Source organism: Nonomuraea sp. NPDC048901, from assembly GCF_040649695.1.
Lineage (GTDB): Bacteria > Actinomycetota > Actinomycetes > Streptosporangiales > Streptosporangiaceae > Nonomuraea.
On sequence record NZ_JBEZFW010000011.1, the window covers coordinates 255,734 to 279,671 of the forward strand.

General features: G+C 69.8%; 28 protein-coding genes. 19 read left to right on the forward strand and 9 right to left on the reverse strand.

Translation table 11 applies throughout. The annotated features are described in order from the left end of the window. Positions 1 to 58: 58 nt before the first annotated feature. The gene (locus AB0C30_RS34835) at positions 59 to 565 is read left to right on the forward strand and encodes an ATP-binding protein (protein ID WP_357952392.1); all 507 of its coding nucleotides are present in this window, start codon (positions 59 to 61) and stop codon (positions 563 to 565) included. Here AB0C30_RS34835 and AB0C30_RS34840 read toward each other — a convergent pair. Further along, positions 549 to 1,394: an alpha/beta hydrolase gene (locus AB0C30_RS34840; RefSeq protein ID WP_357952393.1), complete on the reverse strand. Its 846-nt coding sequence runs from the start codon at positions 1,392 to 1,394 to the stop codon at positions 549 to 551. The two genes, AB0C30_RS34835 and AB0C30_RS34840, sit on opposite strands and share 17 nt — an antisense overlap. A gap of 65 nt (positions 1,395 to 1,459) precedes the next feature. Here AB0C30_RS34840 and AB0C30_RS34845 point away from each other — a divergent pair, with 65 nt between their 5' ends. Both AB0C30_RS34845 and AB0C30_RS34850 read left to right on the forward strand, forming a co-directional pair. After that, entirely contained in the window at positions 1,460 to 2,011 is a 552-nt protein-coding gene (locus tag AB0C30_RS34845) for a helix-turn-helix domain-containing protein (RefSeq protein ID WP_357952394.1), read from the forward strand. Between the two features lie 68 nt (positions 2,012 to 2,079). Then, positions 2,080 to 2,589, forward strand: a complete 510-nt coding sequence (locus AB0C30_RS34850) for an HAD domain-containing protein (protein ID WP_357952395.1) — start codon at positions 2,080 to 2,082, stop codon at positions 2,587 to 2,589. Between the two features lie 34 nt (positions 2,590 to 2,623). Here AB0C30_RS34850 and AB0C30_RS34855 read toward each other — a convergent pair whose 3' ends face one another. Further along, the gene (locus tag AB0C30_RS34855; RefSeq protein WP_357952396.1) at positions 2,624 to 3,076 is read right to left on the reverse strand and encodes a hypothetical protein; all 453 of its coding nucleotides are present in this window, start codon (positions 3,074 to 3,076) and stop codon (positions 2,624 to 2,626) included. Between the two features lie 102 nt (positions 3,077 to 3,178). Beyond that, entirely contained in the window at positions 3,179 to 3,619 is a 441-nt protein-coding gene (locus tag AB0C30_RS34860; RefSeq protein ID WP_357952397.1) for a DUF6010 family protein, read from the reverse strand. A 143-nt stretch (positions 3,620 to 3,762) separates the two neighbouring features. On the opposite strand from AB0C30_RS34860, the gene AB0C30_RS34865 reads away from it, so the two are divergent. After that, positions 3,763 to 4,707, forward strand: coding sequence for a helix-turn-helix domain-containing protein (locus tag AB0C30_RS34865; protein ID WP_357952398.1), 945 nt, complete (start codon positions 3,763 to 3,765; stop codon positions 4,705 to 4,707). On the opposite strand, the gene AB0C30_RS34870 is transcribed toward AB0C30_RS34865, so the two are convergent. After that, a complete protein-coding gene (locus tag AB0C30_RS34870; RefSeq protein ID WP_357952399.1) occupies positions 4,704 to 5,693 on the reverse strand; it encodes a GNAT family N-acetyltransferase in 990 nt (329 codons plus the stop codon). The two genes, AB0C30_RS34865 and AB0C30_RS34870, sit on opposite strands and share 4 nt — an antisense overlap. 1,356 nt (positions 5,694 to 7,049) lie before the next feature. Next, positions 7,050 to 8,117 (reverse strand): glycerophosphodiester phosphodiesterase family protein, encoded by a 1,068-nt coding sequence (locus tag AB0C30_RS34875; RefSeq protein WP_357952400.1) that lies wholly within the window; start codon positions 8,115 to 8,117, stop codon positions 7,050 to 7,052. A gap of 225 nt (positions 8,118 to 8,342) precedes the next feature. Here AB0C30_RS34875 and AB0C30_RS34880 point away from each other — a divergent pair, with 225 nt between their 5' ends. Continuing rightward, positions 8,343 to 8,780 carry a MarR family winged helix-turn-helix transcriptional regulator gene (locus tag AB0C30_RS34880; RefSeq protein ID WP_357952401.1) on the forward strand — a complete coding sequence of 146 codons (438 nt, stop codon included), beginning with the start codon at positions 8,343 to 8,345 and terminating at the stop codon, positions 8,778 to 8,780. Positions 8,781 to 8,926: 146 nt separating this feature from the next. After that, entirely contained in the window at positions 8,927 to 9,484 is a 558-nt protein-coding gene (locus AB0C30_RS34885; protein ID WP_357952402.1) for a hypothetical protein, read from the forward strand. Here the strand turns inward: AB0C30_RS34885 and AB0C30_RS34890 are convergent. Beyond that, entirely contained in the window at positions 9,417 to 10,037 is a 621-nt protein-coding gene (locus AB0C30_RS34890; RefSeq protein WP_357952403.1) for a DUF3459 domain-containing protein, read from the reverse strand. The two genes, AB0C30_RS34885 and AB0C30_RS34890, sit on opposite strands and share 68 nt — an antisense overlap. A 2-nt stretch (positions 10,038 to 10,039) precedes the next feature. On the opposite strand from AB0C30_RS34890, the gene AB0C30_RS34895 reads away from it, so the two are divergent. Beyond that, positions 10,040 to 10,318: an NAD(P)-dependent oxidoreductase gene (locus AB0C30_RS34895; protein ID WP_357952404.1), complete on the forward strand. Its 279-nt coding sequence runs from the start codon at positions 10,040 to 10,042 to the stop codon at positions 10,316 to 10,318. A 26-nt stretch (positions 10,319 to 10,344) separates the two neighbouring features. On the opposite strand, the gene AB0C30_RS34900 is transcribed toward AB0C30_RS34895, so the two are convergent. Next, positions 10,345 to 10,797, reverse strand: a complete 453-nt coding sequence (locus tag AB0C30_RS34900) for a helix-turn-helix domain-containing protein (RefSeq protein ID WP_357952405.1) — start codon at positions 10,795 to 10,797, stop codon at positions 10,345 to 10,347. A gap of 101 nt (positions 10,798 to 10,898) precedes the next feature. Here AB0C30_RS34900 and AB0C30_RS34905 point away from each other — a divergent pair, with 101 nt between their 5' ends. Continuing rightward, positions 10,899 to 11,276, forward strand: a complete 378-nt coding sequence (locus AB0C30_RS34905; protein ID WP_357952407.1) for a PPOX class F420-dependent oxidoreductase — start codon at positions 10,899 to 10,901, stop codon at positions 11,274 to 11,276. Positions 11,277 to 11,427: 151 nt separating this feature from the next. Continuing rightward, a complete protein-coding gene (locus AB0C30_RS34910; protein ID WP_357952408.1) occupies positions 11,428 to 12,927 on the forward strand; it encodes a serine/threonine-protein kinase in 1,500 nt (499 codons plus the stop codon). 85 nt (positions 12,928 to 13,012) lie between these two features. On the opposite strand, the gene AB0C30_RS34915 is transcribed toward AB0C30_RS34910, so the two are convergent. Further along, entirely contained in the window at positions 13,013 to 13,309 is a 297-nt protein-coding gene (locus AB0C30_RS34915) for a DUF3817 domain-containing protein (protein WP_357952409.1), read from the reverse strand. 224 nt (positions 13,310 to 13,533) lie between these two features. Between AB0C30_RS34915 and AB0C30_RS34920 the strand changes: the two genes are divergently transcribed. The 5 genes from AB0C30_RS34920 (at position 13,534) to AB0C30_RS34940 (ending at position 18,126) form a co-directional block, all read left to right on the forward strand. Continuing rightward, positions 13,534 to 14,154, forward strand: a complete 621-nt coding sequence (locus AB0C30_RS34920) for a TetR/AcrR family transcriptional regulator (RefSeq protein WP_357952410.1) — start codon at positions 13,534 to 13,536, stop codon at positions 14,152 to 14,154. A 191-nt stretch (positions 14,155 to 14,345) separates the two neighbouring features. Further along, complete coding sequence (locus AB0C30_RS34925) at positions 14,346 to 14,480, forward strand: hypothetical protein (protein ID WP_357952411.1); 135 nt, start codon at positions 14,346 to 14,348, stop codon at positions 14,478 to 14,480. 30 nt (positions 14,481 to 14,510) lie between these two features. Beyond that, positions 14,511 to 15,428 carry an SDR family NAD(P)-dependent oxidoreductase gene (locus tag AB0C30_RS34930; protein ID WP_357952412.1) on the forward strand — a complete coding sequence of 306 codons (918 nt, stop codon included), beginning with the start codon at positions 14,511 to 14,513 and terminating at the stop codon, positions 15,426 to 15,428. Positions 15,429 to 15,477: 49 nt separating this feature from the next. Then, the gene (locus AB0C30_RS34935) at positions 15,478 to 17,052 is read left to right on the forward strand and encodes an AMP-binding protein (RefSeq protein ID WP_357952413.1); all 1,575 of its coding nucleotides are present in this window, start codon (positions 15,478 to 15,480) and stop codon (positions 17,050 to 17,052) included. Positions 17,053 to 17,061: 9 nt separating this feature from the next. Then, positions 17,062 to 18,126 (forward strand): TIGR03617 family F420-dependent LLM class oxidoreductase, encoded by a 1,065-nt coding sequence (locus tag AB0C30_RS34940; protein WP_357952414.1) that lies wholly within the window; start codon positions 17,062 to 17,064, stop codon positions 18,124 to 18,126. Positions 18,127 to 18,132: 6 nt separating this feature from the next. Here the strand turns inward: AB0C30_RS34940 and AB0C30_RS34945 are convergent, their stop codons facing one another. Then, positions 18,133 to 18,816, reverse strand: coding sequence for a TetR family transcriptional regulator (locus AB0C30_RS34945; protein ID WP_357952415.1), 684 nt, complete (start codon positions 18,814 to 18,816; stop codon positions 18,133 to 18,135). Between the two features lie 79 nt (positions 18,817 to 18,895). On the opposite strand from AB0C30_RS34945, the gene AB0C30_RS34950 reads away from it, so the two are divergent. The 5 genes from AB0C30_RS34950 (at position 18,896) to AB0C30_RS34970 (ending at position 23,916) form a co-directional block, all read left to right on the forward strand. Then, entirely contained in the window at positions 18,896 to 20,434 is a 1,539-nt protein-coding gene (locus tag AB0C30_RS34950) for an acyl-CoA carboxylase subunit beta (protein ID WP_357952416.1), read from the forward strand. Continuing rightward, complete coding sequence (locus AB0C30_RS34955; RefSeq protein ID WP_357952418.1) at positions 20,431 to 20,691, forward strand: acyl-CoA carboxylase subunit epsilon; 261 nt, start codon at positions 20,431 to 20,433, stop codon at positions 20,689 to 20,691. Before AB0C30_RS34950 ends, AB0C30_RS34955 begins: the two co-directional genes overlap by 4 nt. Before the next feature lie 2 nt (positions 20,692 to 20,693). Further along, complete coding sequence (locus tag AB0C30_RS34960; protein ID WP_357952532.1) at positions 20,694 to 22,445, forward strand: biotin carboxylase N-terminal domain-containing protein; 1,752 nt, start codon at positions 20,694 to 20,696, stop codon at positions 22,443 to 22,445. A gap of 166 nt (positions 22,446 to 22,611) precedes the next feature. Further along, positions 22,612 to 23,607 carry a pectinesterase family protein gene (locus tag AB0C30_RS34965; RefSeq protein ID WP_357952419.1) on the forward strand — a complete coding sequence of 332 codons (996 nt, stop codon included), beginning with the start codon at positions 22,612 to 22,614 and terminating at the stop codon, positions 23,605 to 23,607. Between the two features lie 9 nt (positions 23,608 to 23,616). After that, positions 23,617 to 23,916, forward strand: coding sequence for a hypothetical protein (locus tag AB0C30_RS34970; protein WP_357952420.1), 300 nt, complete (start codon positions 23,617 to 23,619; stop codon positions 23,914 to 23,916). Positions 23,917 to 23,938 lie beyond the last annotated feature (22 nt).

Consider the following 23,938-nt stretch of genomic DNA (forward strand, 5'->3'; position numbering starts at 1 on the left):
TGGCGCGAGCGATGGTGGCATGCGCCGAACTGCGACGGGTGGGAAATGGGTGGTAAATATGACAGAAGTCGGCATGCGGCTCGTCGGCGACATGCGGTTTCCCGGACGCCCCGAGGTCGTCAGCGATGTGCGGATTTATGCCGCTAGCTGGCTGGTCAGGGAGCTGCCTGAAGCCGCCGACGATGCGAATCTTCTGGATAACGTACGGCTTCTGGTCACCGAAATCGTCACCAACGCAATAAGGCATACTATTTCCGGCCGCTGGAGAAATGGAGCTTTTCGCGTCCGCATGTGGCGCGGCAGCGGCGGCCGGATCCGTGTTGAGGTCAGGGACCAGGGCTGGTGGTCGGGGCCACGGCTCCGCAACGACGACGCGAACGAGACCGGCGGGCGTGGGCTGCAAATCTTGGCGGCCGTGGCGACGAAATGGGGTGTCAGAAGGCACTTGTTCGGCCGGACCGTATGGTTTGAGCTGGACCCTATTGCGGCGAGCATGGGGTACCTGGACGCGCCAGAGCAGATCGTCGATCAGGCAAGCGGGCGGGTGATCAGGAGCTACGGCTGAGAAGCCGGCCTATCCGGTCGGCGACGAGGTGCGGTTGCTCGGCCTGGATGAAGTGCGCCGAGTCGACGACTTCGTAACGCCCGTCGGGCAGAGTCTCGGCGTACCGCCGCTGGTGCTCGCGGATGGCGGCGTTCTGGCGCTCCCGCCCTTTGGCGGCGCGCGCCGCCGACAGCACGATCGTCGGGCATTTCGGGAGCTGGGGCGGGTGGGCGCGGAACCGCGGGATGGCGGCGGCCACCGCCTGCATCTCCCTGCGGGTCTGAGCGGTCCCGGCGGGGGTGAAGTTCTCGGCGAGCATGGCCTCATAGGTGTCGGCGGAGAACAAGGGCCGGACATTACCGCTGAACAGCCGCGCCAAGGGGCGGAAGCGGCTGAGCGCCTGCGTCACGGCCAGCATGCGGTCGATCTTCTTGGTGGTCTGGTCCCACGTGTCGTACACCGGTGAGGTCTCCGGTGTGGGGTCGACCAGCAGGAGCCCCCGCAGCCGGGATCCCAGGCGCTCGGCGGCGCGGCGGGCGACCAGCCCGCCCATGCTGTGCGCGACGAGCACGAACTCGCCCGGGACGACGGCCTCGGTCATCGCGACCAGGTCGGCGGCCAGGTCGTCGATGCTGAGCTGCTGGGTGGTACGGCCGCTGAGCGCGCGCCCGGCGCGGTCGTAGGCCACCAGCCGCGCCTTGCCGGCCAGCGGCGGCAGCACCGGGTCCCAACAGGTCCGGCCGCATCCGCTGCCCGCCTCGAAGACCACCCAGTCCTGCCCCTGGCCGGACTCCTCGACATAGACGGTCCGGCCGTTGACGGGCACCAGCTGTCCGGTGGCGTCTCGCATAGCTCCTCCTCCGAGCGCAACGTTTTCATTTTGGATAACGGTATCTCATATGAAATCGTTGAGCCATGGATCCTGTCGAGCAGCTGTTGCACCCGGTGCGGCTGCGCATCGTGCACGCCCTGTCCGCAGCGGGCGCGCTGACGATCGCGCAAATGTGCGCCCGCATGCCCGAGGTGCCGAAGATCACGATGTACCGGCAGGTCGCCCAGCTGACCGAGGGAGGGTTCCTGGAAGTGGACGGCGAGCAGCGGGTACGCGGCGCCGTCGAGCGGCGCTACCGGCTGCGTCAAGACCGGCCCACGATCGGCGCCGGCGAGGCCGCCACGATGTCGCTCGACGACCACCGCCGGGGATTCGCCGCGGCCATGGCCGTCCTGATCGCCGAGTTCAACGCCTACCTGGATCGCGACGGCGCCAGCCCGGAGGCCGACTCGGTCTCCTACCGGCAGGGCACCGTCTGGCTGAGCCCGGACGAGCTCACTGCGATGCTGGCCGACCTGCTCGTGGTGCTGCGCGACCGGCTGGCCAACACACCCACGCCAGACCGCACGCCGTACCTCCTCAGCGCGATCTTGTTCCCTGCCGAGCAGCCGCCCGCGCCTGAAGCCGGTCGTTAGCCGCTGTGGTCCCGACCCAAAGCACGCGCGACACCCCTCGATGGCGATCCGGCCGATATCGTGCGGCCATGACCGATCATGTCCAGCGCCCACTGCTGTTCCTGGACGTCGACGGGACGCTCCTGCCTTATGGCGGCGGCCGGCTCCCGTCAGCCCTCGATGAGTGGGCGGCCTGGCAGGACGCGGCCAATCCGCAGCTGGCGAAGATCGATCCCGCGCACGGCCCGCGGCTGCTGGCGCTGTCCTGCGAGCTCATCTGGGCCACCGCGTGGATGCACGACGCCAACGAAGTGATCGCTCCGTTGCTCGGCCTGCCGGAGCTCCCGGTGGCCGACCTCCCGGACGCTCCGGAGGAAGACGACCCCGGTGTGCTGCACTGGAAGACACAAGCGCTCGTCGAGGCCGCCGCCGGTCGGCCGTTCGCCTGGGTCGACGACGAGATCACCGACCTCGATCGGACATGGGTCGCCAGACACCATCGCGGACCGGCCCTTCTTCACCGCGTCGACTCCGCGAACGGTCTCACCCACGAGGACTTCGCCGTACTTGACGCCTGGCTACGGAACCTCGTGATCTAAGGGAGCGGCTGCCCCGCTTCGAGCCCCTGGCGGGTTACTTGTAGTACTGCACCCAGTACTCGACGGTGTGCTTCTTGCTGAGGGAGAAGGCCGCCCAGTACGTCGAATGCCCGGCGTTGTTGATGCGGACGATGCCGTACTTGCCGTTGCAGGCCCACTTGCCGTACTTGGCGACCTTCTCGCCGCCGCCCCAGTTGCGCAGGAACCAGAGTCTGACCTCCAACTGCGAGTCGTTGCCCCAGCAGCGGGCCTTGACCTGCATCACCCGGACGCCCGAGGGCCGGTTCCAGGTCGCGCTCGAGAAGTACCCCTTGCTTGGGCCCAACGACTCGTGCCGTTGGGTGTGCCAGCTGGCCATTGCCGCTGCGCTCGTCGCGCGGGTCGAGACTTCACTGTGCGCGGCCGGGGCCGCGACGGCCGGTGCCGTCGCCAGGGCCAAACTGGAGGCGGTGGTGGCGAGGGCGAGGGAGATGCTTGCGAGACGCATGATTACCTGCCTTTTCGGGATGAGACGGGGGTCTGCTTCCGAATGGGAAGGTAAGGCGGCGCGTGTTGAGGATGTGTTGAGCACGCGTTGAGAGCTGCGCTCTTACGCCTGTTGACGTCCGTCGGGGGAGGAGAGCGGAGCCGCAGACCGACGGGACAGGCGGGTGCGGAGCCAGCCGAAGACCGAAGGCCCGCCCGCGAAGCACCAAAGCGCTATCACCGGGTCGCAGATGGCGCAGCCGAAGGAGGAGTCCGCGGCGAAGGGGAGCAGGGGGCTGCCCTGGAGATGGTGCAGTACGTCCCAGGCGGTGTGGAGCAGCCAGCCGATGCCGATGAACGTCCAGCTTTCCAGCCCCCGGTAGGCGACGTACGACATGACGACCGGCAGCACGAACTCCCAGTAACCGAGCCCGCCACCGCTGAGATAGGCGGCGCCCGCGCCGCCGACCGCCACGGCATTCGCGCGGCGCCGATGCGGCTCGGGGATCAGGGAGATGAGGGAGACGGCGATCAGACCGATCAGGATCGGCATGAGGATGGACATGAAGAGTGGTGATCCGTTCTGCGAACATGCGAGTCGAAGTCGAAGGCAGCGCCAGGCTAGATCGGCTCGCCCCCTAGGCCCCATGGGCTGAATCGACAATTTCCAACGGCTTCCCGCCATCCAGCGTGGCCTACCGTGTCCCTATGCACACGGTGGCGGTCCTGGCGCTGGACCATGTGGTGGCGGCCGACATGGCGACCCCGATCGAGGTGTTCGGGCGGGCCCGCCTGGCGGACGGGCGCCGCCCGTACCGGGTCCTGGTCTGCGCGGCGACGCCGCAGGTGGCCAGCGACACGTTCACGCTCCTCGCTCCGTACGGACTGGAGGCGCTGCGGGAGGCGGACACGATCGTCGTGCCCGGTTGCTCGGAACAGGCCGCCCCGCCGGACCGGGAAGCACTCGACGCCCTGCGCGCGGCGGCGGCCGCGGGAACCAGGATCGCCTCCATCTGCGCGGGGGCGTTCACCCTCGCCGCGGCCGGGCTGCTCGACGGGCTGCGCGCGACCACGCACTGGATCGCGGCCCACCGGCTGGCCGAGCTGTTTCCACGGGTGGATGTACGGCCGGACGTGCTGTACGTCGACAACGGCCAGATCCTGACCTCGGCCGGCGCCGCGGCCGGCCTGGACCTGTGCCTGCACCTCATCCGGCGGGACTTCGGCTCGGCGATCGCCGCCGACTCGGCCCGGCTGTCGGTGATGCCGCTGGAACGAGAGGGCGGACAGGCGCAGTTCATCACGCACGCTCAGCCGCCGGTGCCCCAGGGCTCGCTGCTGGAGCCCGTACTGTCGTGGATCGAGGACAACCTCGCCCAGGAGGTGACCCTGGCGGAGATGGCCAGGCGCGGCGGGCTCAGCGAGCGGACCTTCAGCCGCCGCTTCCGGGAGCAGACCGGTACCACTCCGCTGCAGTGGCTCCTACGAGCCCGCGTACGCCGGGCGCAGTTCCTGCTGGAGACCACCGGCCACGGCGTCGAGCGCATCGCGACGCAGGCCGGGTTCGGTTCGCCCACCGCCTTCCGGGAGCGCTTCAAGCGCGTCGTCGGCGTGACCCCGCACGCCTATCGCGCCTCCTTCCGGAGCGCTTAAATCTCTAACCGCCACTCTCTCTGCTCGTCGAAGAACTCGAACCCCATGGCCTCGTTGATGGCCAGCATGTGGGCGTTGGAGACGGCGTTCCACGTGATGACGCGCTCGATGTGGGGCTCCCGCTCACGCAGCCAGAGCAGGTTGCCGATCTTGAGAAGCAGGCCCAGGCGGTGGCCCCGGTGCTCGCGCAGCACGGTCGTGTCCCCCTGATAGCCCCAGCTGTCGGAGCGGTCCTCGTCGACCAGGATGCGCGTGTAGCCGGCGGGGGCTTCGTCGGACGTGCGCCTGGCGATCATGGTGTACGGAATGCGGCCGATGACCGGAAGGGCCTGCTCGCGGCTGCGCACGCGGTCGACGGAGAAGTTCGCGGCCTCGATGTCCGCGTCGCGCGGGGCGTCGTTCATGCCGCCCATCAGCGTGGCCAGGTCCTGCAGCAACTCGGGGCCGGCCGGGCCGACCCAGCGCTCCAGATGGTAGCCGGCCACCTCGGGCCGCATCCGCTCCAGCGCTGCCCAGTCGGCCGTACGCAGGTCGAGCGTGCGGCGGGCCTCCGTGAGCGAGAGCGTCATCCCGCGCGCGGCGGCGAAGCGGGCGCCCGAGCCGGTGTCGGGCGTCGCGGTCAGGACCAGCGTCCGACCGTGGGCGCGCAGCCGCTCAAGGGCATGCTCGAACAGCGCCGAGCCCAGGCCCCGGCCGCGCCGCTCCGGCCGCACCACGAGGGTGAACAGCCGGCCCACGTGGGTGTTGTCGTCCTCGGGCAGTGCCAGCGCGTACCCGCCGACCACCCTGCCGCCCTCGGCCGCCACCCACGCCTCGGACCGCCCGCCCGCCCCGCCCGTAGTGACGACGTAGGAGAACCAGGGCAGGGAGGGTACGGGGCCGTGGTCGTCGCCGTTGCCGGCCACGAACGCGTCGTACAGGCCCGTGACCAGGTCGCCCGGCCGGTCGAAATCGATCGGCTGGATCATCCGCTGCCCATCTCGCACTGAGTCTCCCCGAAGGCCGGTCCATGTCGCCATCAACCTACAGAACCAGCCCCGCCCGCCGCCGCTGAGATTCCTGTTGGCCAGGCTGCCTGGCCTGCCGTCCCGAAGATCCTGGGCCGCCTGTCCTCGGTGAACGTCGCCGGACTGCTTCAACCGGCGGTCGGCAGGAGAGCGAGCGTCCGGGTGAGCGCGGCGCGACCCCTGCGTAGGGCAGCGGTCCGATCGGTTCCGGCTGGTCCCTGCCATCGGAGATAAACCATGGTGGTGCCATGCGCAGCCATGGCGCTCAAGGCCGATCTTGGGGAGGCGCCGGCCGGGGCAGGGCTGGCGGGGTCGCCGCCCACGGCGGCCAACACGGACACTGCCCCGGTTTCCGGGCCGAGCGGGAGCAGGAGCGGGTCCATCGTTCTCCAGGACACCTCGGCCAGCAGCCCCCCTCGGGCGGCCACGATCGTTGACATGATGTCCGGGTCACCATCCTTGGTGTACTCCTCTTCGTTGACCCTGGCCCGCACCCCGTGCCATCCCCAACGGTCGAAGTCCGCCAGATCACTGCCCGAATAATCGGATTGGGGCTGGCGGGCGCAGTCTTCCGCGCCGCGACGGGCCTCCCGGACCAGGCGCCTCGCGGTGCCGGGCGGAAGTGATCCAGAACCTGACGTCCAGCGCTGAGGACACCTCCGGAACGCGTAGCAGGCCGGTGTAGGCCGGAACCCCCTCGGGTGGCAGCGCGCCGAGGCCGTGCTCCGGCCAACAGGAAAACAGAAGGGGGAAGTCCAGGTTCATCGCGGCGGGAACGGCGACGGTGCGGCCCATGTCCTCGAGGCGGCGGTCGACGTCGTCATCCAAGCGGCTCCGCAGCCTGTCAGCGATCTCCTCCGCCGAAGTCGCCGCCTGTACGGGTATCGGCAACAGGGGCGCCATCGGCCGGTCGACGACGCCTGAGGTCAACAACAGCGCGACAGCTGTGGCCGCGACACGAAGCCCACGACGCCTGGCAAGATCCACGACGGGTACGACGCCGGGAGTCCGAGAAAGGTTCGCCTGGAGCGAGGGCCTCGAAGACCGGTCTGCCCATCCACGATCATCGGTTCGGGCCATGCACGCTCCCCGACGAGATCACCGCCGTCAGCGCGTCCCTGAGCCACCGTACAAGCGGCTGTTACTGGCGGGCCGGCGACCACTACTGGTTCGACTGCGGCGGTGGCGACGGCGGCCGGGAGTGGTACTTCTTCCGGCGCGAAGGACGCCGCCGTAGCCGCCGCCGAGCTCAGCGCCCAGACCGGGTAATGAGCCTTTCGATGGTCGATTTTCGCGAGAGCGGCGCGGCGGGACCCCGGTCCGCGATGAGCACGGTCAGGCGCGTGGCTCGGCGTATTGCCTCGGCAGTGTGAAGCCGCGCGTCTCCAGCACGGTGCGCAGGCGGTCGGGGTAGTCGGTGATGATGCCGTCGACCCCGTCGTCGATGAGCTTGTTGATGGTGGCCTCGTCGTCGATCGTCCACGGGATCACCTTGAGGCCGAGGCGGTGCGCCTGGTCGACCATCGCCCGGGTGACGTAGGCCTGGTAGCCGGGATCGGTCACCTTGCCGTTCTGCGGGCTGCCGTGCACGGGCGAGAACGCGCCGGCGCCGAACGACTTGACGGCCCTGAGCGGGTCGCCGCCGAAGTCGTCGATGTCGATCCCGCCCAGCCACGGGGAGGCGCCGGGCTTGCCGGTCTGCAGGAAGTCGATGTTCGTCAACGCCACCAGGGGAAGGCGTGGCTCGACCCGGCGCATCAGCATGAGCGAACCCCAGTCGAAGCTCTGGATCGTCACCTGCCGCAGCATGTGTGCGCGCCGGATCTCCTCGACCGCCACCCGTACGAACTGATCGCGGGGCGCGGTCTCGCTCGGCGCGCCGGCCTCCACCTTGGTCTCCACGTTCAGCTTCACGTCGTTCGCACGGTAACGCTTGACCAGGTCGAACACCTGGCTCAGCAGCGGCATGCGAGCACCCGGCGACGGCCGTTGCCCGGGGAAGTCCGGTAGCGTCCGGGACCCGCAGTCCAGGGTCTGCACCTGGGCGAAAGTGAGCGTGTTCAGGTACTTGCCGACGTACGGGTACTCCGGATCGCCGGGAGTGACCGGGCCGGTGTCCTGGCACTTGCGGGCGTCCACTCGCCGGTCGTGCGTGACGACTGCCTTGCCGTCCTCGGTGATTTGGATGTCCAGTTCGAGCGTGCTCACGCCGACCTGCAGCCCGTTGGCGAAGGACGCGAGCGTGCTCTCCACCACCAGGCCCAGCCCGCCCCGGTGGGCTTGGAGGTCGAACGTACGGCGGCCGTGCCGGTCGAGCCCGGGATCGGCGGCGGCCGGTCCGGGATAGGCCGCGGCGGCCAGGGTGAGAGCGACGGCCGCCGCGGCGGCACGCAATCCGATCATCGTCAGTCGTCCTGTTCCTGCGGTCGAACGCGAGAGGACGTCCGTCCCGTCCGAGACGGGCGCCTCTCCTGCCGCGCACCAGGCTGCCGATCATCTGTGACGGCAGGGGGAACGCCCGACGAAGCTTGGCCGACGACTCCCGCCGGCTCAGCGTGGACACGATCGTCAGCCGGCGCGAGCCCTACTGTGTCGGTGCGGCCTTCCAGGGTGCGGGAAACTGGAGGGATGACCACCGAGAACGGCCGTCCCGGTCCGCCCGTGACCAGTGTCTCCGTCGTGCTGCTGACTCTGGCGCGCCGGATCGAGGCCGAGCTCAACGCCGCTCTGGCCGCGCTCGACCTCACGGTCAGCAAGCTCGGGCTGCTGGGTCACATCGCCGGTGTGCCCGGGGTGTCGTTCAGCGATCTGGCGCGGATGTCGGGGACCACGGTGCAGAGCGCCCACAGCGCGGTGAAGGCGCTCGCCGCCGCTGGGCTCGTGAGTGACAGTGTCGCCCGCGCCGGCTCCGCCTCGACGATCGAGCTCACGCCTGACGGTGCGCGCCTCCTCGAGGCGGCCAAAGAGGCGGTGGCCGGAGTCGATGACCACCTGTTCGGTCCCGAGTCCGACCCGATCCAGCGGCAGATCGCCGACGCCGTCCGCGCCGCCTTCGAGGCTCGCTAACTGCTTCGGGGCCCGCTAACTCCTTCAAGCGCCACTGACCTGACTGTTCGCGCGGCTTTGTAGCACAGGCCGCCCAAACAACCTTCAGTCTGCCTGAAGCTTTCGTGCTAGCCTTCAGGCTACCTGAAGGCTATGAGGGAGCATCCATGGAAGGTCTGTTGCTGTCGATACACGTACTCGCCGGCATCGTGTTCGTCGGCGGATCGGCCATCGCGGCCAGCCTGTTTCCCCGCTACGCACCCGTTGCCGTGGATTCGGCGGTCGGTGACGCGCCGACGCGGGTCTCGACCGAGACCGAGCGGAATCGGGCCGTGGCCCTTGCGCTGCACCGGGTCACCCGGGGCTACGGCCTGTTCGGCATCGTCGTGCCGGTGGTCGGGATCGCCGCGGCCATGGTCCAGGGCCGGATCGGCGAGATCTGGGTCTCCGTCTCCATGACCCTCCTGCGTACGTTGCGGCTCGCCGCGGCCGTGGAGCTGGTCTCCCTGGTGGTCCTGCTGGGCAACCTGCTCACCACGCACACGCCGGCGGTCGCGACGCTGGTCGGCCCGCTCCACGGCACGGCCTACCTCGTGATCGTCGTGACCGCTCTGCTGGCCCCGGCCGCCCTCCCGTCGGGCGTCCGCTGGCGCGCCGTCATTCCGGGCGTCGGTGGACTGCTCGTTGTACGGCGGATGCGAAACCATTCCCCTGAGACCCGGTAAGGAGCCGAGCCTCGAAAGGCGCGAGGGTGACCGCGTCGGTCGGCTGGTCTCGCTCGTGGACGGTCGCGTGCGAGGACCAAAGCGTGCTCGTGAATCCAGGAAACGCGATTCTCTGGTCACGGTCGGAAAGATTCACCGCTACGAGAACCGCGTCTTCGCCGTCACCCCGGCGATAGACGAGATGGTCCGGGTGGGCGGACAACACGGTGATACTGCCTTCGCGCAGTACGGCCAGCTCTTTCCGGAGCGACAGGAGTTCTTTGACGAGGGAGAGGACCGAGCCGGGGTCGAATTCCTGGCTCTCGACGCTGAACTCTCCCGCCCACGAAGGTATGGGCAGCCAAGTCTCGACGTCATCGGGACCGAATCCGGCGTGCGCCGGCTTTTCTTGCCACGGCATGGGCATCCGCTGCGGGTCACGGCCGAGGCCGAGACCGGGCGCGCGTAGTTCGGCGCAGTCGCGGGCGTGCTCGCTGTCGACGGGGGAGTCGGGGAGGCCGAGTTCGTCGCCGTAATAGAGCGTCGGCGTTCCCTTGAGGGTGAGGCGCCACATTTGTGAATGTGGGCCGAGGCACCGTGGTCGACGAATCGGCGCTCATCGCGGCGCTGGCGGACGGACGGATCGGCTTCGCCGCCCTCGATGTGTTCGAGGTCGAGCCGCTGCCCGCCGAGAGCCCGCTCTGGACCATGCCGTACGTCCTGATCAGCCCGCATACCGCGGCCCTCGCCGTGGACGAGGAGGCGGCCGTCGTCGAGCTGTTCGCCGACAATGCCACGCGGCTGCTCGACGGGCATCCGCTCGTGAACGTCGTCGACACGGTCGAGTTCTACTGACCTGCCGGGTTCCTGGAAGAAGTCGGTCACCCGGCCGCGCCGGGGCCGGGCAGCAGGTCGACGTCGCCCGCGTGCATCGGCTCGCCGCAGTGGGCGCAGCGCAGGTCGACGCTGCTGATCTCACCGCACGCGTGATGGCGGTAGAGCACCGGCGGGCCGGCCTCACCCGCGAGCCACCTGTCCCCCCAGCCAGCCATGACCATGAGCAGGTCGACGAGCTCGCTGCCCTTCGCCGTCAGGTGATACTCATAGCGCGGCCGCATGTCGTAGGCGTGGCGCTCCAGCACGCCCTGGTCGACGAGGTGGTTGAGCCGCTCGGTCAGCACCTTGCGGGAGATCCCGAGGTCGGCCTGGATCTGGTCGAACCTGCTCACCCCGGCCCACACGTCACGCAGGATCAACGGCGACCACGGCTCCCCGATCACGTCGAGGGTGCGTGCGATGGAGCAGGCCATCTCCCTGAAGTTCGTGCGTTGCATGAGCGGAGTCTAGCAATTGGGGTTCCCTTAGGGAACTTCGAGTGTTACGGTCATGGAGTCTCTTCAAGGAACCCAAAGGCCGCCGCTAGGAGATGGTCACCATGCTCAAGCCCGACGTACGCCACGTGCTCGACGGCACCTCGCTCGCCCACCTCGCCACCGTCCTCCCTGACGGTGCCCCTCACTCCGTTCCGGTCTGGGTCGGCACGTACGGCGAGCAAGTCGCGATCATGACAGGCCCGGACTCCCAGAAGGCCCGCAACCTGCGGCGCGATCCCCGGGTCGCGCTCTCCCTGACGCCGCCCGACAACCCGTTCCAGCCGGTCATCGTCCGCGGCAGGGTCGTCGAGTGGATCGAGGGCGACGCCGCCTGGGAGATCGTCGACCGGATCTCGACGAAGTACATCGGCGGCCCCTACGCGCGCGATGTGGAGCGAGTCGTCGCGCTCATCGAACCCGATCGGCAGACCATGGGCTGAGGCGCTCTGTCGCGCGGAGAAGTCGCTTGGGGCAGAGGCGCATCGATCTTCGCTTACTGTGCATCTCGGGGAAATCGCTGAGGCAGAATGTCCAAGCCAGGGCGTATGGATGCGCGGCGTGCCGGGGGGATCACGGAGGATGACGTCGGGAATGGGCACTCAAGCTCAGGAGCAGCTCGGCCCTTATCGGATGATCGAGAAGATCGGCGAGGGCGGCATGGGGGTCGTCCACCTCGGTCTCGACGGCGCGGGCCGCAAAGTCGCGATCAAAGTGCTGCACCAGCACGTGGCCGCCGACCTCAAGGCCCGTGACCGGCTGGTCCGCGAGGTGGAGACCATGCGGCGGGTGCGCAGCCCGTACGTCGCCGAGGTGATCGACGCCGAGCTGACGGGCGGCCGGCCGTATGTGGTGACCCGTTTCGCCGCGGGCCGCACGCTGGAGGACACCGTGCTGTCCCAGGGCCCGATGGAGGCGCGCGAGGTCATCAGGCTCGCCCAGGGGCTGTGCCAGGCGCTGGTGGACGTGCACGCGGCCGGTGTGATCCATCGGGACCTCAAACCGTCCAACGTCATGCTGGTCGGCGGCGAGCCGCTGGTCATCGACTTCGGCATCGCGCATCTGGTGAACGCGACCCGGCTCACGCTGACGGGCATGTTCGTGGGGACGCCGGGCTATCTGGCGCCGGAGATCATCCGCGACTCGCAGATCACCCAGGCGGCCGATGTGCACGCGCTCGCCTCGACGGTGTTCTTCGCCGCCACCGGGCTGCCGCCGTTCGGGACGGGGGCGTTCGAGACGGTCTGCTTCAACACCATGGAAGGGCGGGTGCAGCTCGACAAGGCGCCGGTGTGGCTGCGGGACTGGCTCGGCCGGGCGCTGCAGGTCGATCCGGCGGCCCGGCCCAGCGCGCGGGAACTGCTGCGGATGGCCAGGGCGCTCGATCCGGCGGGCCGCCCGGCTCAGGCCGAATGGCACCGAGATCGTCCGCCGGCGGCCCGCCTGGGTGAGGCCAAGGGGCGCGGAGACAGCACGCTCACCATGGACGCCGTCTCCGACCTGCTCCCGCCGGTCGACTACGCCGCGAGGCGCCAGGAGCAGCCGCCGTACGTACCCGCCCCGGCGCCGACCGTCCACACCGATCAGCCGGAGGAGCGCCGCCCGGCCCCGGCTCCCAAGGAGCCCTTCGACCTCCAGCGGTTCTTGGCCGGTAGCGGGTTCGTCGGGGTGCTCGCGGTCGTGACGCTGATGGCGTTGACCGTCGTCATGCCGGTCGCCATGGGGCTGCTGGCGGCGGCGCTCACGCTTGCGCTGCGCGTGGCCGAATACTTCTTGGGCGAGAACGAGCGGACGTTTTCCAGGGAGGCGCTCGTGGCGGGGGGTCACATGCTCCTGTCGCTGGCGTTCGGCATCGCCGCCGCGACTTTCCTGCACATGGCCGGCCGGTTGAGCGTCGGGCACGCGGAGTCCTTGGCCGCCGGCGCGTTCACGCTGGGGCTGTTCGTGCTGCCCGGCTCGGGGACGGTGCGGTGGGCCGCCTCGGACATCCTCGCCCGCTTCCTGCCCGGCCGCAGCGCGACCGTGGTGACGGTGGCCGTGATGGGGCCGATCGCGCTGACCTCGGTGATCGTGGCCCTGGTCCAGGCGTTGTAGCCCGGCCCGGCCGGCGTTCGGCGCGGCGCACGTTCGCGCCGAACGTGTCTGCTGTCGGCGCGAACGGCATCCCCGGTGGCTTCCCTCAGGCGGGCTGGTCGGCCGTCGCGCGCGCCGCCATCCGCCGTTCGAACCACAGGGAGCAGAACGGCGGGACCGCGCACGCCAGGCCCAGCACCACCGCGCCCCGGCTCCAGCCCGCCTCGCGCGCCGAGAGCAGGACTCCGATCACGTACAGCACGAACAGCGCTCCGTGGATCGGCCCGAACACCTTCACACCGAGTTCGCCGGTCGCGGTCACGTACTTGAAGAACATCCCGACCAGCAGCCCTGCCCACGAGCATGCCTCGGCCACCGCCACGACCCGGAACCAACCCAGCATTTTCCACCCTTTCGCCCGAATATCGCGGATACTCTACAGGCTGTAGAGGATGGCGGGAGTGGGGTGCGCCTGTGCGCGCTCTCGACCGGCGCGTTCCGGCGGGCCGTCGCGTGTGGTGCGGGTCGGGCGCGGATGGCGCCGTGTGTGGTGCGGGCCGTGGTCGGGGAGCGTGCGGCCGTCGGGGGGTCGTTCTGGGGTGCATGATCGTCTGGCACACTGAGTCCATGAGTGGACGAGGTCGCCCGCCGGACCCGGACCTCGAAGCGCGGGTCCATGCCGCGGCGCTCGACCTGTACGGCGAGGTGGGCTGGGCGGGGTTCAGCCTGGACGTGGTGGCGCGGCGGGCGCGAGTGGGGAAGGCGGCCCTCTACAGCAGGTGGGGCAGCAAGGAGAAGCTGATCGTCGACGCGTTGACGGCCATGCACCCCGACCCTGGCCCGAATGCCCCGAAGCGGTCGGGGCTGCTGCGGGAGGACCTGGTCGTCATGGCGGTGAACATCCTCAACGGCTACTTCGATCGACGGGGCCTGGTCATCCTGCGGGCGCAGATCGAGGCCAAGGTCTATCCGGAGCTGTTCGGTCATGCGCTGGAGCGGCTCCAGCGAGAGCGCATCAAGGAGGGCCGCGCCATCGTGGTGAGCGGCATCGACCGGGGCGAACTTCCGGCGGGGACGTCCCCGGCTCGGGTGCTGGACGCGGTCGCCGGCATTCTGACCAACCACGTTCTGTCGACACCGGCCAGCCAGATGCCCGCGCTGATCAAGCGCAAGGAGAAGTTCGCCGAGGAGACCGTCGACTTCGTGCTGTCGGCCGTCGGCTACCGGTCAGCAGTCCAAGACGTCTGACCGGCCATCCCAGAGCGTCTGACCGTCCTGGGATGTCTGGCCTGTCCGTGATTGGTCACTTGTTGAGCGGCTATTTACAGACCAAGTTCGTCTGTATTAGCGTGCGGATCAGCGCGCCAACGGCTTGATCGGCTCACGGATACGGCCCTGACGCGGCCTCCCGGAAGGAGCACACACATGGCCCCCAGCCCGTGACCCTCACGAACGCGAGCAGCCCCGGCCGGATCGTCGCGGTGCTGGCCTTCGGCGGCATGGTCGTCTCCATGATGCTCACCCTCTCGATGCCCGCCTACCTGACGGAACCGATCCCCACTGAACAGTCCTAACGACCGCTGCGCACACAGGAAGGGCATTCCATGGGAGCTCTCGACGGCAGGATCGCCATCATCACCGGCGCGGGCCGCGGCATCGGCGCCTCCATCGGCCGGATGTTCGCCGCCCAGGGCGCGAAGCTCGTGCTCAACGACCTCGGCGCCGGCCCGGACGGCACGGGCGGCGACGCCGGTCCCGTACAGGACATCGCCAAGGAGATCAACGACCTCGGCGGCCAGGCCGTCGCCGACACCGGCGACATCGCCGAGACCGCGACCGGCCGGCGCCTGGTCGACCTGGCCGTGGAGAACTACGGCGGGCTCGACATCGTCGTCAACGTCGCCGGCATCCTCCGCGACAAGATGATCTTCAATCTGCCCGAGGAGGACTGGGACGCGGTCATCCGGGTACACCTGCGCGGCCACTACAGCACGATCAAGCCCGCGGCCGCGTACTGGCGCGGGCAGCGCAACCCGGACGGCCACTACCGCGTCATCAACTTCACCTCGGACTCGGCGCTCCAGGGCTCCCCGGGCCAGCCCAACTACGCCGCCGCGAAGATGGGCATCATCGGCCTGACCGCCTCACTCGCCAACGGCCTGGCCCGCTACGGCGTGACCGCGAACGCCATCGCCCCCGGCGCCGCCACCCGCCTGACCGCCACCGTGCCGGACGACAAGAAGCTCGGCGACGATTCCGGCCTCGCGGAGGTCATGTCGCCGGACAACATCGGGCCGATCGTCACCTACCTCGCCTCCACCGAGTCGGACTGGCTTTCGGGGCGTACGCTCGGCGCCGCCGGCTACGAGGTCAGGTTGTGGAACACCCCCGAGGTCATCGAGACCATCGCCTCGGACGGCCCGTGGGACCTCCAGGACCTCGCGGCCAAGGTCGCGACGTCGTTCCGCCCCAAGGCCGACGGCCTTCCGCCATCGCTCTTCATGGCACAAATCCCCAAGTGAGCCGAGCATCACCTTAGGCCCCTTCATGCCGACAGGAGAGGGAAGCGCTATGTCCCCTGATACTCAATCGAGTACCACCCCATCGCCCACGGCGCCCATCGGCTTCTACGAGATCGCCGCCGCCGACCCCGGCCGGGTGGCCATCATCGATCCGGACGGATCGGCTCTCACCTCCGGCGAACTGCTGGCGCGGGTCAACCGCGTCTCGCGCGCCCTGCGGTCGCACGGCCTCACGGCGGGTGACGCCGTGGCGGTGGCGGTGCACAACGGTCACGAGTATCTGGAGCTGTCGCTGGCCCTGGGGCAGGTCGGGATGTTCCTGGTCCCGGTGAACTGGCGGCTGGCCCCGGCCGAGATGCGGTACATCATCCACGACACCGGGGCCAAGGTCGTGGTCATGGACGCCGAGCAGGCGGCGACGCTGCCGCCGGAGTCGCTGCCGGAGCACCGGTTCGTGGTCGGCGGCGCGGTGGACGGCTGGCGGCCCTACCCGGAGCTGGGTGCGGGCGAGCCGTCCGACGCGCCGCCGCAGCGCCGGCTCGGGTCCGTCATGGGCTATACCTCGGGCACCACGGGCAGCCCCAAGGGCGTACGGTTCGCGCTGCCGGACATCCTGCCGGAGGCGGCGATCACGTCGTACGCGGCCTTTGTCTCCCGCTACGAGGTCACCGTGGCCGAGGGGGCGCACCTGGTGTGCTCGCCGATCTACCACGCCGCGCCCGGCGGCCACGCCTCCGGCTTCCTGCACCTCGGCCATACGGTGGTGATCCAGGACAGGTTCGATGCCGAGGGTGTGCTGCGGGCGGTGGAGCGATACCGCGTGACCAGCGTGCACATGGTTCCCACGCACTTCCACCGCCTGCTGCGCCTGCCTGAGGAGGTGCGGTCCGCGTACGACCTGTCCAGCCTGGAGGCGGTCATCCACGCGGGGGCGCCGTGCCCGGTGCCGATCAAGCAGCAGATGATGGAGTGGCTGGGCCCGCGGGTGTGGGAGTACCTGGGATCCACCGAGGGCAGCGTCTCCCTGGTGAGTCCCCAGGAGTGGCTGCGCAAGCCCGGCACCGTGGGACGGCCGGTGCCGAACACGGACGTGAAGATCCTCGACGAGGACGGCAAGGAGGTGCCTGTCGGGGAGGCGGGCACGATCTACTTCGGCACGCCGGGGCGGCGGCCGGCCTTCGAGTACAACAACGACTCGGACAAGACCGCGGCCGCGCGGCGGGGCGACCTGGCCACCGCCGGCGACTACGGCTACTTCGACGAGGACGGTTACCTGTTCCTGCTGGACCGGAGGACGGACCTGATCATCTCCGGCGGCGTGAACATCTATCCGGCCGAGATCGAGCAGGCCCTGATCACGCATCCCGGCGTCGCCGACGTCGCGGTCATCGGCGTGCCGGATCCGGACTGGGGTCAGAGCGTGCTCGCGGTCGTTCAACCGGCCGCCGGCGCGGTGCCCGGTGACGAGCTGGCCGCCGAACTCCGCGCGCACTGCGCCGAGCTCCTGGCCTCGTTCAAGATCCCGCGCCGGTACGAGTTCCGCGCCGACTTCCCGCGGACCGAGACGGGCAAGCTGCAACGCCGCAAGCTGCGCGATGCCTACATCAACAACCCAGCAACGTAAGGAGTACAGGTGAAGGTAGGTGTGCACGTCGGTGGCCCGCCGTCGTCAGAGGTAGCGCGGTTCGCCGGATGGGCCGAGGAGGTCGGCTTCGACGTCGTCACCACCACCGAGGTCGATCACGATCCCTTTCTGCCACTGGCGCTGGCCGCCCAGGCGACCAGCCGGGTACGGCTCGCGACGGGCATCGCGGTCGCCTTCGCGCGCACGCCGATGGCAATGGCGTACGTCACCAACGATCTTCAGGCGCTCTCCGGCGGGCGCTTCGTCCTCGGCCTCGGCACCCAGACCAAGCCCCACATCACCCGCCGCTTCAGCATGGAGTGGGGCAAACCGGTGACCCGGATGCGGGAGTACATCACCGCCCTGCGCGCGATCTGGAACGACTGGAACAAGGGCGAGGAGGTGCGGCACGTGGGGGAGTACTACCGGCACACGCTCATGACGGCGACCTTCCGCCCGGCGCCGCACGGTCACGACAATCCGCCGATCCACCTCGCCGCGGTCGGCCCGGCCATGACGCGGCTGGCCGGTGAGGTGGCGGACGGGCTGATACCGCACGGCTTCAGCACCGAACGGTATTTCCGCGAGGTCACCCTGCCGGCTCTGGAGGAGGGCCTGGAGCGGGGCGGCCGTGACCGGTCAGAGGTGAGCGTCCACTGTCCCGGCTTCGCGCACGTGTACGCACCGGAAGGCTCCGTCGACGAGCAGCGGCGGATGCTGCGCGGGCGGGTCGCCTTCTACGGCTCCACCCCTGCCTACCGAGGGGTTCTCGCCCTTCACGGCTGGGAGGAGTTGCACGAGCGCCTCCACGCGCTGTCGGTCCGTCCGGAGGCCGACCGCTGGGACCGGATGGCCGACCTCGTCGATGATGAGGTGCTCGACACGTTCTGTACGAGCGGCACCCTGCCCGAAGTGGCGGCGGAGCTGCGCCGCCGGTTCGGCGGGCTGGTCGACCAGGTGCACCTTCATCCACCGGCGGGCACACCGGAGGCGGAGATCCGCGCGGCCGTGGCCACGCTCCACGACTCCGACCTGCCCGCAGAAGAGCCGGCCCTGCCCGCAGGTGAGCGATAGGTCGCCTCAGCGGGTCTCGAGGTGGGCTTGGATGGCGTCCATGACGGCCCGTGGCGAGGCCGAGCGGCTGAAGGTGGCCACCACCACCTGCTCGCCCTTCTCCTGGGGCTGCTCCAGGTGGCGGAACGTGGCGATGACGTAGCCGAGAGCGTGGTCCAGGAGCCCGAAGGGATCGTAGGCGCCGCCTGCCCGCAGCCAGCCGCGCAGGACCTGGTTGTGCGCCGCCACGACGGAGGCGGCCATGAGCTCGGCCCGCAGTCCGGCGTCGGGCGAGTCGCCGAGCCATTCGCCGACGAACTCCCGGAACAGCCGCTGGTAGCGGGCCACGCTGGCGATCTCCCGGTCGCGCAGCGCGGGCACCTCCCGGACCAGGCGGTAACGGCGCAGCGACACCTCGGCGTCGTCGACGTAGTGGGCGAGCACCAGGCGTACGGCGTCGGTGATGGCCACGATCGCGGTGTCGGCGGCGGAGGCGCGCAGGCGGGTGTCGATCTTGGCCAGCAGCGCGTCGTGGTCGGGGAAGATCGCGTCTTCCTTGGAGTGGTAATGGCGGAAGAACGTGCTGCGGCTCACGCCCGCCCGGGCGGCGATGTCGTCCACGGTCGTGGCGTCGTAGCCGTTCTCGTCGAACAGGGCGACGGCGGCTTCGGCCAGGCGGTGGCTGATGCTCGGGTTCGGCACAGGGGCCATTCTTCCGGATTCAGGGGTGTCCAAAACGTACGAAACTCAGTACCGTACTTATGAAACTCAGTCCCATGGACGGTGATGGATGAGACCACCTGACACCGCGGGCAGCCTCGCCCGCCTGAAGGAGCGGCTCGACGAGGCCGTCCACGTCGCCGAGGCGCGGGCAGCGACCAAGCAGCACGCCAAGGGCAGGCTGACCGCCCGCGAGCGGATCGAGCGACTGCTGGACGACGGCTCGTTCGTCGAACTGGACGCCCTCATGAAGGGTTCGCTCGGTTACGGCGACGGCGTGGTGACCGGGTACGGGACGGTGGACGGCCGCCAGGTGTGCGTGTTCTCGCAGGACTTCACGGTCGCGGGCGGCAGTCTGGGTGAGGTGTACGGGCAGAAGATCTGCAAGGTCATGGACCTGGCGATGCGCAACGGGTGCCCGATCGTCGGCATCAACGAGGGCGCCGGGGCACGCATCCAGGAGGGTGTGGTCTCGCTCGGGCTGTACGGCGAGATCTTCCGCCGCAACATCCGCGCCTCCGGCGTGATCCCGCAGATCTCCCTCATCATGGGCGCCTGCGCGGGCGGTCACGTGTACTCGCCGGCGCTCACCGACTTCACGGTCATGGTGGACGAGTCCTCGCACATGTTCGTCACGGGCCCGGACGTGATCAAGACCGTGACCGGCGAGGACGTCACGTTCGAGGAACTCGGCGGCGGACGGGTGCACAACAGCCGCAGCGGCGTGGCCCACTACCTGGCGCACGACGAGGACGACGCGCTGGACTACGTCCGGGCGTTGCTGTCGTACCTGCCGGACAACAACCTCGACGAGCCGCCGCACCCGGTGTTCGAGGCGGACCTGGAGCCTTCCGCCGACGACCTGGCGCTGGACGTGCTGGTCCCTGACTCGCCGAACCAGCCGTACGACATGCACGAGGTGATCGGCGCGCTGCTGGACGACGGCGAGTTCCTGGAGGTGCAGGGGCTGTTCGCGCCCAACATCGTGGTCGGCTTCGGCCGGATCGAGGGGCGGCCGGTCGGCGTGGTGGCCAACCAGCCGATGCGGCTGGCCGGGACGCTCGACATCGACGCCTCCGAGAAGGCCGCCCGGTTCGTACGCACCTGCGATGCCTTCAGCGTCCCGGTGCTCACGCTGGTGGACGTGCCCGGCTTCCTGCCCGGCACCGACCAGGAGTGGAACGGCATCATCCGGCGCGGCGCCAAACTCCTGTACGCCTACGGCGAGGCCACCGTCCCGCTCGTCACCGTCATCACCCGCAAGGCCTACGGCGGCGCGTACGACGTGATGGGCTCCAAGCACCTGGGCGCCGACGTCAACCTGGCCTGGTCCACCGCCCAGATCGCGGTCATGGGCGCCCAGGGCGCGGTCAACATCCTGCACCGCAAACGCCTGGCCGCCGCCGACGACCCCGACGCGCTGCGCGCCGAGCTGGTCCACGAGTACGAGGACACCCTCGCGACTCCATACCTGGCGGCCGAACGCGGCTACGTGGACGCCGTCATCCGGCCGAGCGAGACCCGCCGCGAGGTCACCAGGGCGCTGCGGCTGCTGCGCGGCAAGCGCGACGCCCTGCCGCCCAAGAAGCACGGGAACATACCGCTGTGAGCAACATCGAGGACGTCGAGCGGGCAGCCGGGATCGAGGACGTCGAGCGGGCGCCCGAAGTCGAGTTGCGCGTGGTGAAGGGCGCTCCGACGCCGGAGGAGCTCGCCGCCCTGGTCGTGGCCCTGCGCCTGGTGCGGCCGGCGGCCGACGCTCCGCGACCGGCGGTCACCCGCCCACGGCGCGTGCTGCGCCGTCCCCTCGTGCCAGGCCCGCGCGGCTGGCGGGAGTCGAGCTGGAACCTGGGAGGACACCTGTGAGCCTGCGCAAAGTGCTGATCGCCAACCGCGGCGAGATCGCCGTCCGCATCGTCCGCGCCTGCCGGGACGCCGGCATCGGCTGCGTGGCCGTCTACGCCGATCCCGACCGCGACGCGCTGCACGCCCGCATGGCCGACGAGGCGTACGCGCTGGACGGCGCCACGCCGGGGGAGACGTACCTGTCGATCGACAAGATCATCGAGGTGGCGGCGCGGTCGGGCGCCGATGCCGTACATCCCGGTTATGGCTTTCTGGCGGAGAACGCCGCCTTCGCCCAGGCGGTCATCGACGCCGGGCTGGTCTGGATCGGCCCGCCCCCGGCGGCGATCACCGCCCTCGGCGACAAGGTGGAGGCCCGGCACATCGCCCAGAAGGTAGGGGCGCCGCTGGTGGCCGGAACGGCCGACCCGGTGTCCGGGGCGGACGAGGTGCTGGCGTTCGCGCGGGAGCATGGCCTGCCGATCGCCATCAAGGCGGCGTTCGGCGGTGGCGGGCGCGGCCTCAAGGTCGCCCGCACCCTGGAGGAGATCCCCGACCTGTACGACAGTGCGGTCCGCGAGGCGGTGGCGGCCTTCGGGCGGGGTGAGTGCTTCGTCGAGCGCTACCTCGACCGGCCCCGCCACGTCGAGACCCAGTGCCTGGCCGACGCCCACGGCGGCGTGGTCGTGGTCAGCACCCGCGACTGCTCGCTCCAGCGTCGCCACCAGAAACTGGTCGAAGAGGCGCCCGCGCCGTTCCTCACCGCGGAGCAGGAGGCCCTGCTGCGCGACAGCTCCAAGGCCATCCTGCGCGAGGCCGGCTACGTCGGCGCCGGGACCTGCGAGTTCCTCGTCGGCCAGGACGGCACGATCTCCTTCCTGGAGGTCAACACCCGCCTGCAGGTCGAGCACCCGGTCAGCGAGGAGGTCACCGGCATCGACCTCGTACGCGAGATGTTCCGCGTCGCCGACGGCGAGCCGCTGGGCTACGACGATCCGCCGGCTCGCGGCCACTCGATCGAGTTCCGGATCAACGCCGAGGACCCCGGCCGCGGCTTCCTGCCCGCCCCCGGCACGATCACCCGCTGGCACGCCCCCTCAGGCCCCGGCGTCCGTCTCGACGGCGGCTACGAGCAGGGCGAGACCGTGCCCGGCTCCTTCGACTCCCTGGTCGCCAAGCTGATCGTCACCGGCGCCACCCGCGAGCAGGCGCTCCAGCGCGCCCGCCGGGCGCTGGCCGAGTTCGAGGTCGACGGCATGCCCACCGCGCTGCCCTTCCACCGGGCGGTCGTGGACGATCCGGCGTTCATCGCCGAGCCGTTCACCGTCCACACCCGCTGGATCGAGACCGAGTTCGACAACCACCTCACCCCCTACACCGGACCGGCCGCCGCGGCGGAACCGGCGGAGCGGGACCGGATCACCGTCGAGGTGGCGGGCAAGCGCCTGGAAGTCGTCCTGCCCGCCGGGCTCGGCGGTTCGCGGAGCGCCGGCCCGCCCAGGGGCGCCGCCCCCCGGCGCCGAGGCGCGAGTGCCGTGCGGTCCGCGCCCAGCGGAGACGCCCTGGTCAGCCCGATGCAGGGCACCATCGTCAAGCTGGTGGCCGCCGACGGCGACACCGTGCGCGAGGGCGACACCATCGTGGTCCTGGAGGCCATGAAGATGGAGCAGCCGCTCACCGCCCACAAGGCAGGCACCGTGGTGGGGATGTCCGCCCAGGTAGGCGCCACGGTCGCGGCAGGCGCGGTGATCTGCGAGATCAAGGACCCGTCGTGACCCCGTCGACCCGGCAGCTGATCGCCGAGGCGTCCGCGCCACTACCGCTCCCCGCCTGAAAGCTTCACGCGTGACCTTGGGATTTCGACTCGCCTGCCCTTGTTGAGTTGACTTCCCGGTCAAGGTGCCTCTTCCTCGGTGACGACGAGAGGAAGGGGAACGCGACATGTTCGTACGCAAGCATGCAGGCGCCGCCTTGCTGGCGGCCACGGCGATGGTGTGCGGAGCCGTACCGCAGGCGGCGGCCGACACCGACACCTTCGATTCCCTGGCCAAGCCCACCGTGGCGGCGGACGGCTCCGGCACCTACCGGACCGTGCAGGCCGCCATCGACGCCGTGCCCGCGGGCAACGCCGGCCGGGTGACGATCACCATCGCGGCCGGGTCGTATCGCGAGATCGTCCGGGTCCCCTCGAACAAGCCGTACATCACGCTCCAAGGACTCGGTTCTTCGGCGGCCCAGACTGTGATCGTTAACAATCACTATGCGGGCCAGTACGGGACATTCAACAGCGCCACCGCGTTCGTCGACGGCCACGACTTCATCGCCACCAACCTGACGATCTCCAACGACTTCGACGAGAACCCGAACGTCACCGGCCACCAGGCGGTCGCGCTCAACCTGAACGCCGACCGCGCGGTCCTGCGCAACGTACGCCTGCTCGGCGACCAGGACACCTTCCTGGTCAACAACGCGGCCCGCGCCTACGTCGCCGGTTCCTACGTCGAGGGCACCGTCGACTTCGTCTTCGGCGGCGGCACCATCGTCTTCGACAACTGCGACGTCTACGAGAAACGCAGCACCGGCGGCCCGATCACGGCCGCGAGCACCGACGCGGCCAAGACCTACGGCTTCCTGTTCTACAAGTCGCGGATCTCCGGAGGGTCCTCGGCCGGGACCACCACGCTGGGCCGTCCCTGGCGGCCCAATGCCCAGGTGCTCTACCGGGAGTCCACGCTCAGCTCGGTGATCAAAACCGCCCAGCCGTGGACCGACATGTCCGGCAACTCATGGAAGAACGCCCGCTTCTTCGAGTACCGGAACACCGGCTCGGGCGCCGGCTCGAACGCCAACCGGCCGCAGTACAGCGACGCCCAGGCCGCGAACTACACGCCCCAGAAGTACCTGGCCGGCTCCGACGGCTGGAACCCCATCTCCTGAAGGACGATCATGAACTTCCGTGCAACACTCACCATGCTGACCGTCCTGGCCGCGCTCGGGGTGGCCGCCGCGCCCGCTCAAGCGACCTCCCCTGCCGCCGACGGAGGGGCCTTCGACCCAGTGAGCGCCGCCCGTACCTGGCCGAGCACCGCCGACGGTTTCGCCGCCACCAGCGGAAACGGGCTGAGCACCACCACCGGCTCGGCCTTCAACCCCGGGTCCTTCTACTCCTACACCCTCGACCCGGCCGCCGATGTCCCGTCCCTGCTCAGGACCTACGCGGGACCCCAGGCGAACATCGGCACCTGACGCTCGCGTCGCGGGCCGCGCG

Bases quoted from the DNA above. Each gene is read 5' to 3' on its own strand.
- AB0C30_RS34890 (WP_357952403.1), bottom strand. From the start codon at position 10,037: ATGTGGCGCCTCACCCTCAAGGGAACGCCGACGCTCTATTACGGCGAC.
- AB0C30_RS34930 (WP_357952412.1), top strand. From the start codon at position 14,511: ATGGGAGCTCTCGACGGCAGGATCGCCATCATCACCGGCGCGGGCCGC.
- AB0C30_RS34920 (WP_357952410.1), top strand. From the start codon at position 13,534: ATGAGTGGACGAGGTCGCCCGCCGGACCCGGACCTCGAAGCGCGGGTC.
- AB0C30_RS34850 (WP_357952395.1), top strand. From the start codon at position 2,080: ATGACCGATCATGTCCAGCGCCCACTGCTGTTCCTGGACGTCGACGGG.
- AB0C30_RS34840 (WP_357952393.1), bottom strand. From the start codon at position 1,394: ATGCGAGACGCCACCGGACAGCTGGTGCCCGTCAACGGCCGGACCGTC.
- AB0C30_RS34835 (WP_357952392.1), top strand. From the start codon at position 59: ATGACAGAAGTCGGCATGCGGCTCGTCGGCGACATGCGGTTTCCCGGA.
- AB0C30_RS34860 (WP_357952397.1), bottom strand. From the start codon at position 3,619: ATGTCCATCCTCATGCCGATCCTGATCGGTCTGATCGCCGTCTCCCTC.
- AB0C30_RS34910 (WP_357952408.1), top strand. From the start codon at position 11,428: ATGGGCACTCAAGCTCAGGAGCAGCTCGGCCCTTATCGGATGATCGAG.
- AB0C30_RS34880 (WP_357952401.1), top strand. From the start codon at position 8,343: ATGACCACCGAGAACGGCCGTCCCGGTCCGCCCGTGACCAGTGTCTCC.
- AB0C30_RS34945 (WP_357952415.1), bottom strand. From the start codon at position 18,816: ATGGCCCCTGTGCCGAACCCGAGCATCAGCCACCGCCTGGCCGAAGCC.
- AB0C30_RS34875 (WP_357952400.1), bottom strand. From the start codon at position 8,117: ATGATCGGATTGCGTGCCGCCGCGGCGGCCGTCGCTCTCACCCTGGCC.
- AB0C30_RS34900 (WP_357952405.1), bottom strand. From the start codon at position 10,797: ATGCAACGCACGAACTTCAGGGAGATGGCCTGCTCCATCGCACGCACC.
- AB0C30_RS34950 (WP_357952416.1), top strand. From the start codon at position 18,896: ATGAGACCACCTGACACCGCGGGCAGCCTCGCCCGCCTGAAGGAGCGG.
- AB0C30_RS34905 (WP_357952407.1), top strand. From the start codon at position 10,899: ATGCTCAAGCCCGACGTACGCCACGTGCTCGACGGCACCTCGCTCGCC.
- AB0C30_RS34855 (WP_357952396.1), bottom strand. From the start codon at position 3,076: ATGCGTCTCGCAAGCATCTCCCTCGCCCTCGCCACCACCGCCTCCAGT.
- AB0C30_RS34845 (WP_357952394.1), top strand. From the start codon at position 1,460: ATGGATCCTGTCGAGCAGCTGTTGCACCCGGTGCGGCTGCGCATCGTG.
- AB0C30_RS34935 (WP_357952413.1), top strand. From the start codon at position 15,478: ATGTCCCCTGATACTCAATCGAGTACCACCCCATCGCCCACGGCGCCC.
- AB0C30_RS34970 (WP_357952420.1), top strand. From the start codon at position 23,617: ATGAACTTCCGTGCAACACTCACCATGCTGACCGTCCTGGCCGCGCTC.
- AB0C30_RS34885 (WP_357952402.1), top strand. From the start codon at position 8,927: ATGGAAGGTCTGTTGCTGTCGATACACGTACTCGCCGGCATCGTGTTC.
- AB0C30_RS34915 (WP_357952409.1), bottom strand. From the start codon at position 13,309: ATGCTGGGTTGGTTCCGGGTCGTGGCGGTGGCCGAGGCATGCTCGTGG.
- AB0C30_RS34865 (WP_357952398.1), top strand. From the start codon at position 3,763: ATGCACACGGTGGCGGTCCTGGCGCTGGACCATGTGGTGGCGGCCGAC.
- AB0C30_RS34965 (WP_357952419.1), top strand. From the start codon at position 22,612: ATGTTCGTACGCAAGCATGCAGGCGCCGCCTTGCTGGCGGCCACGGCG.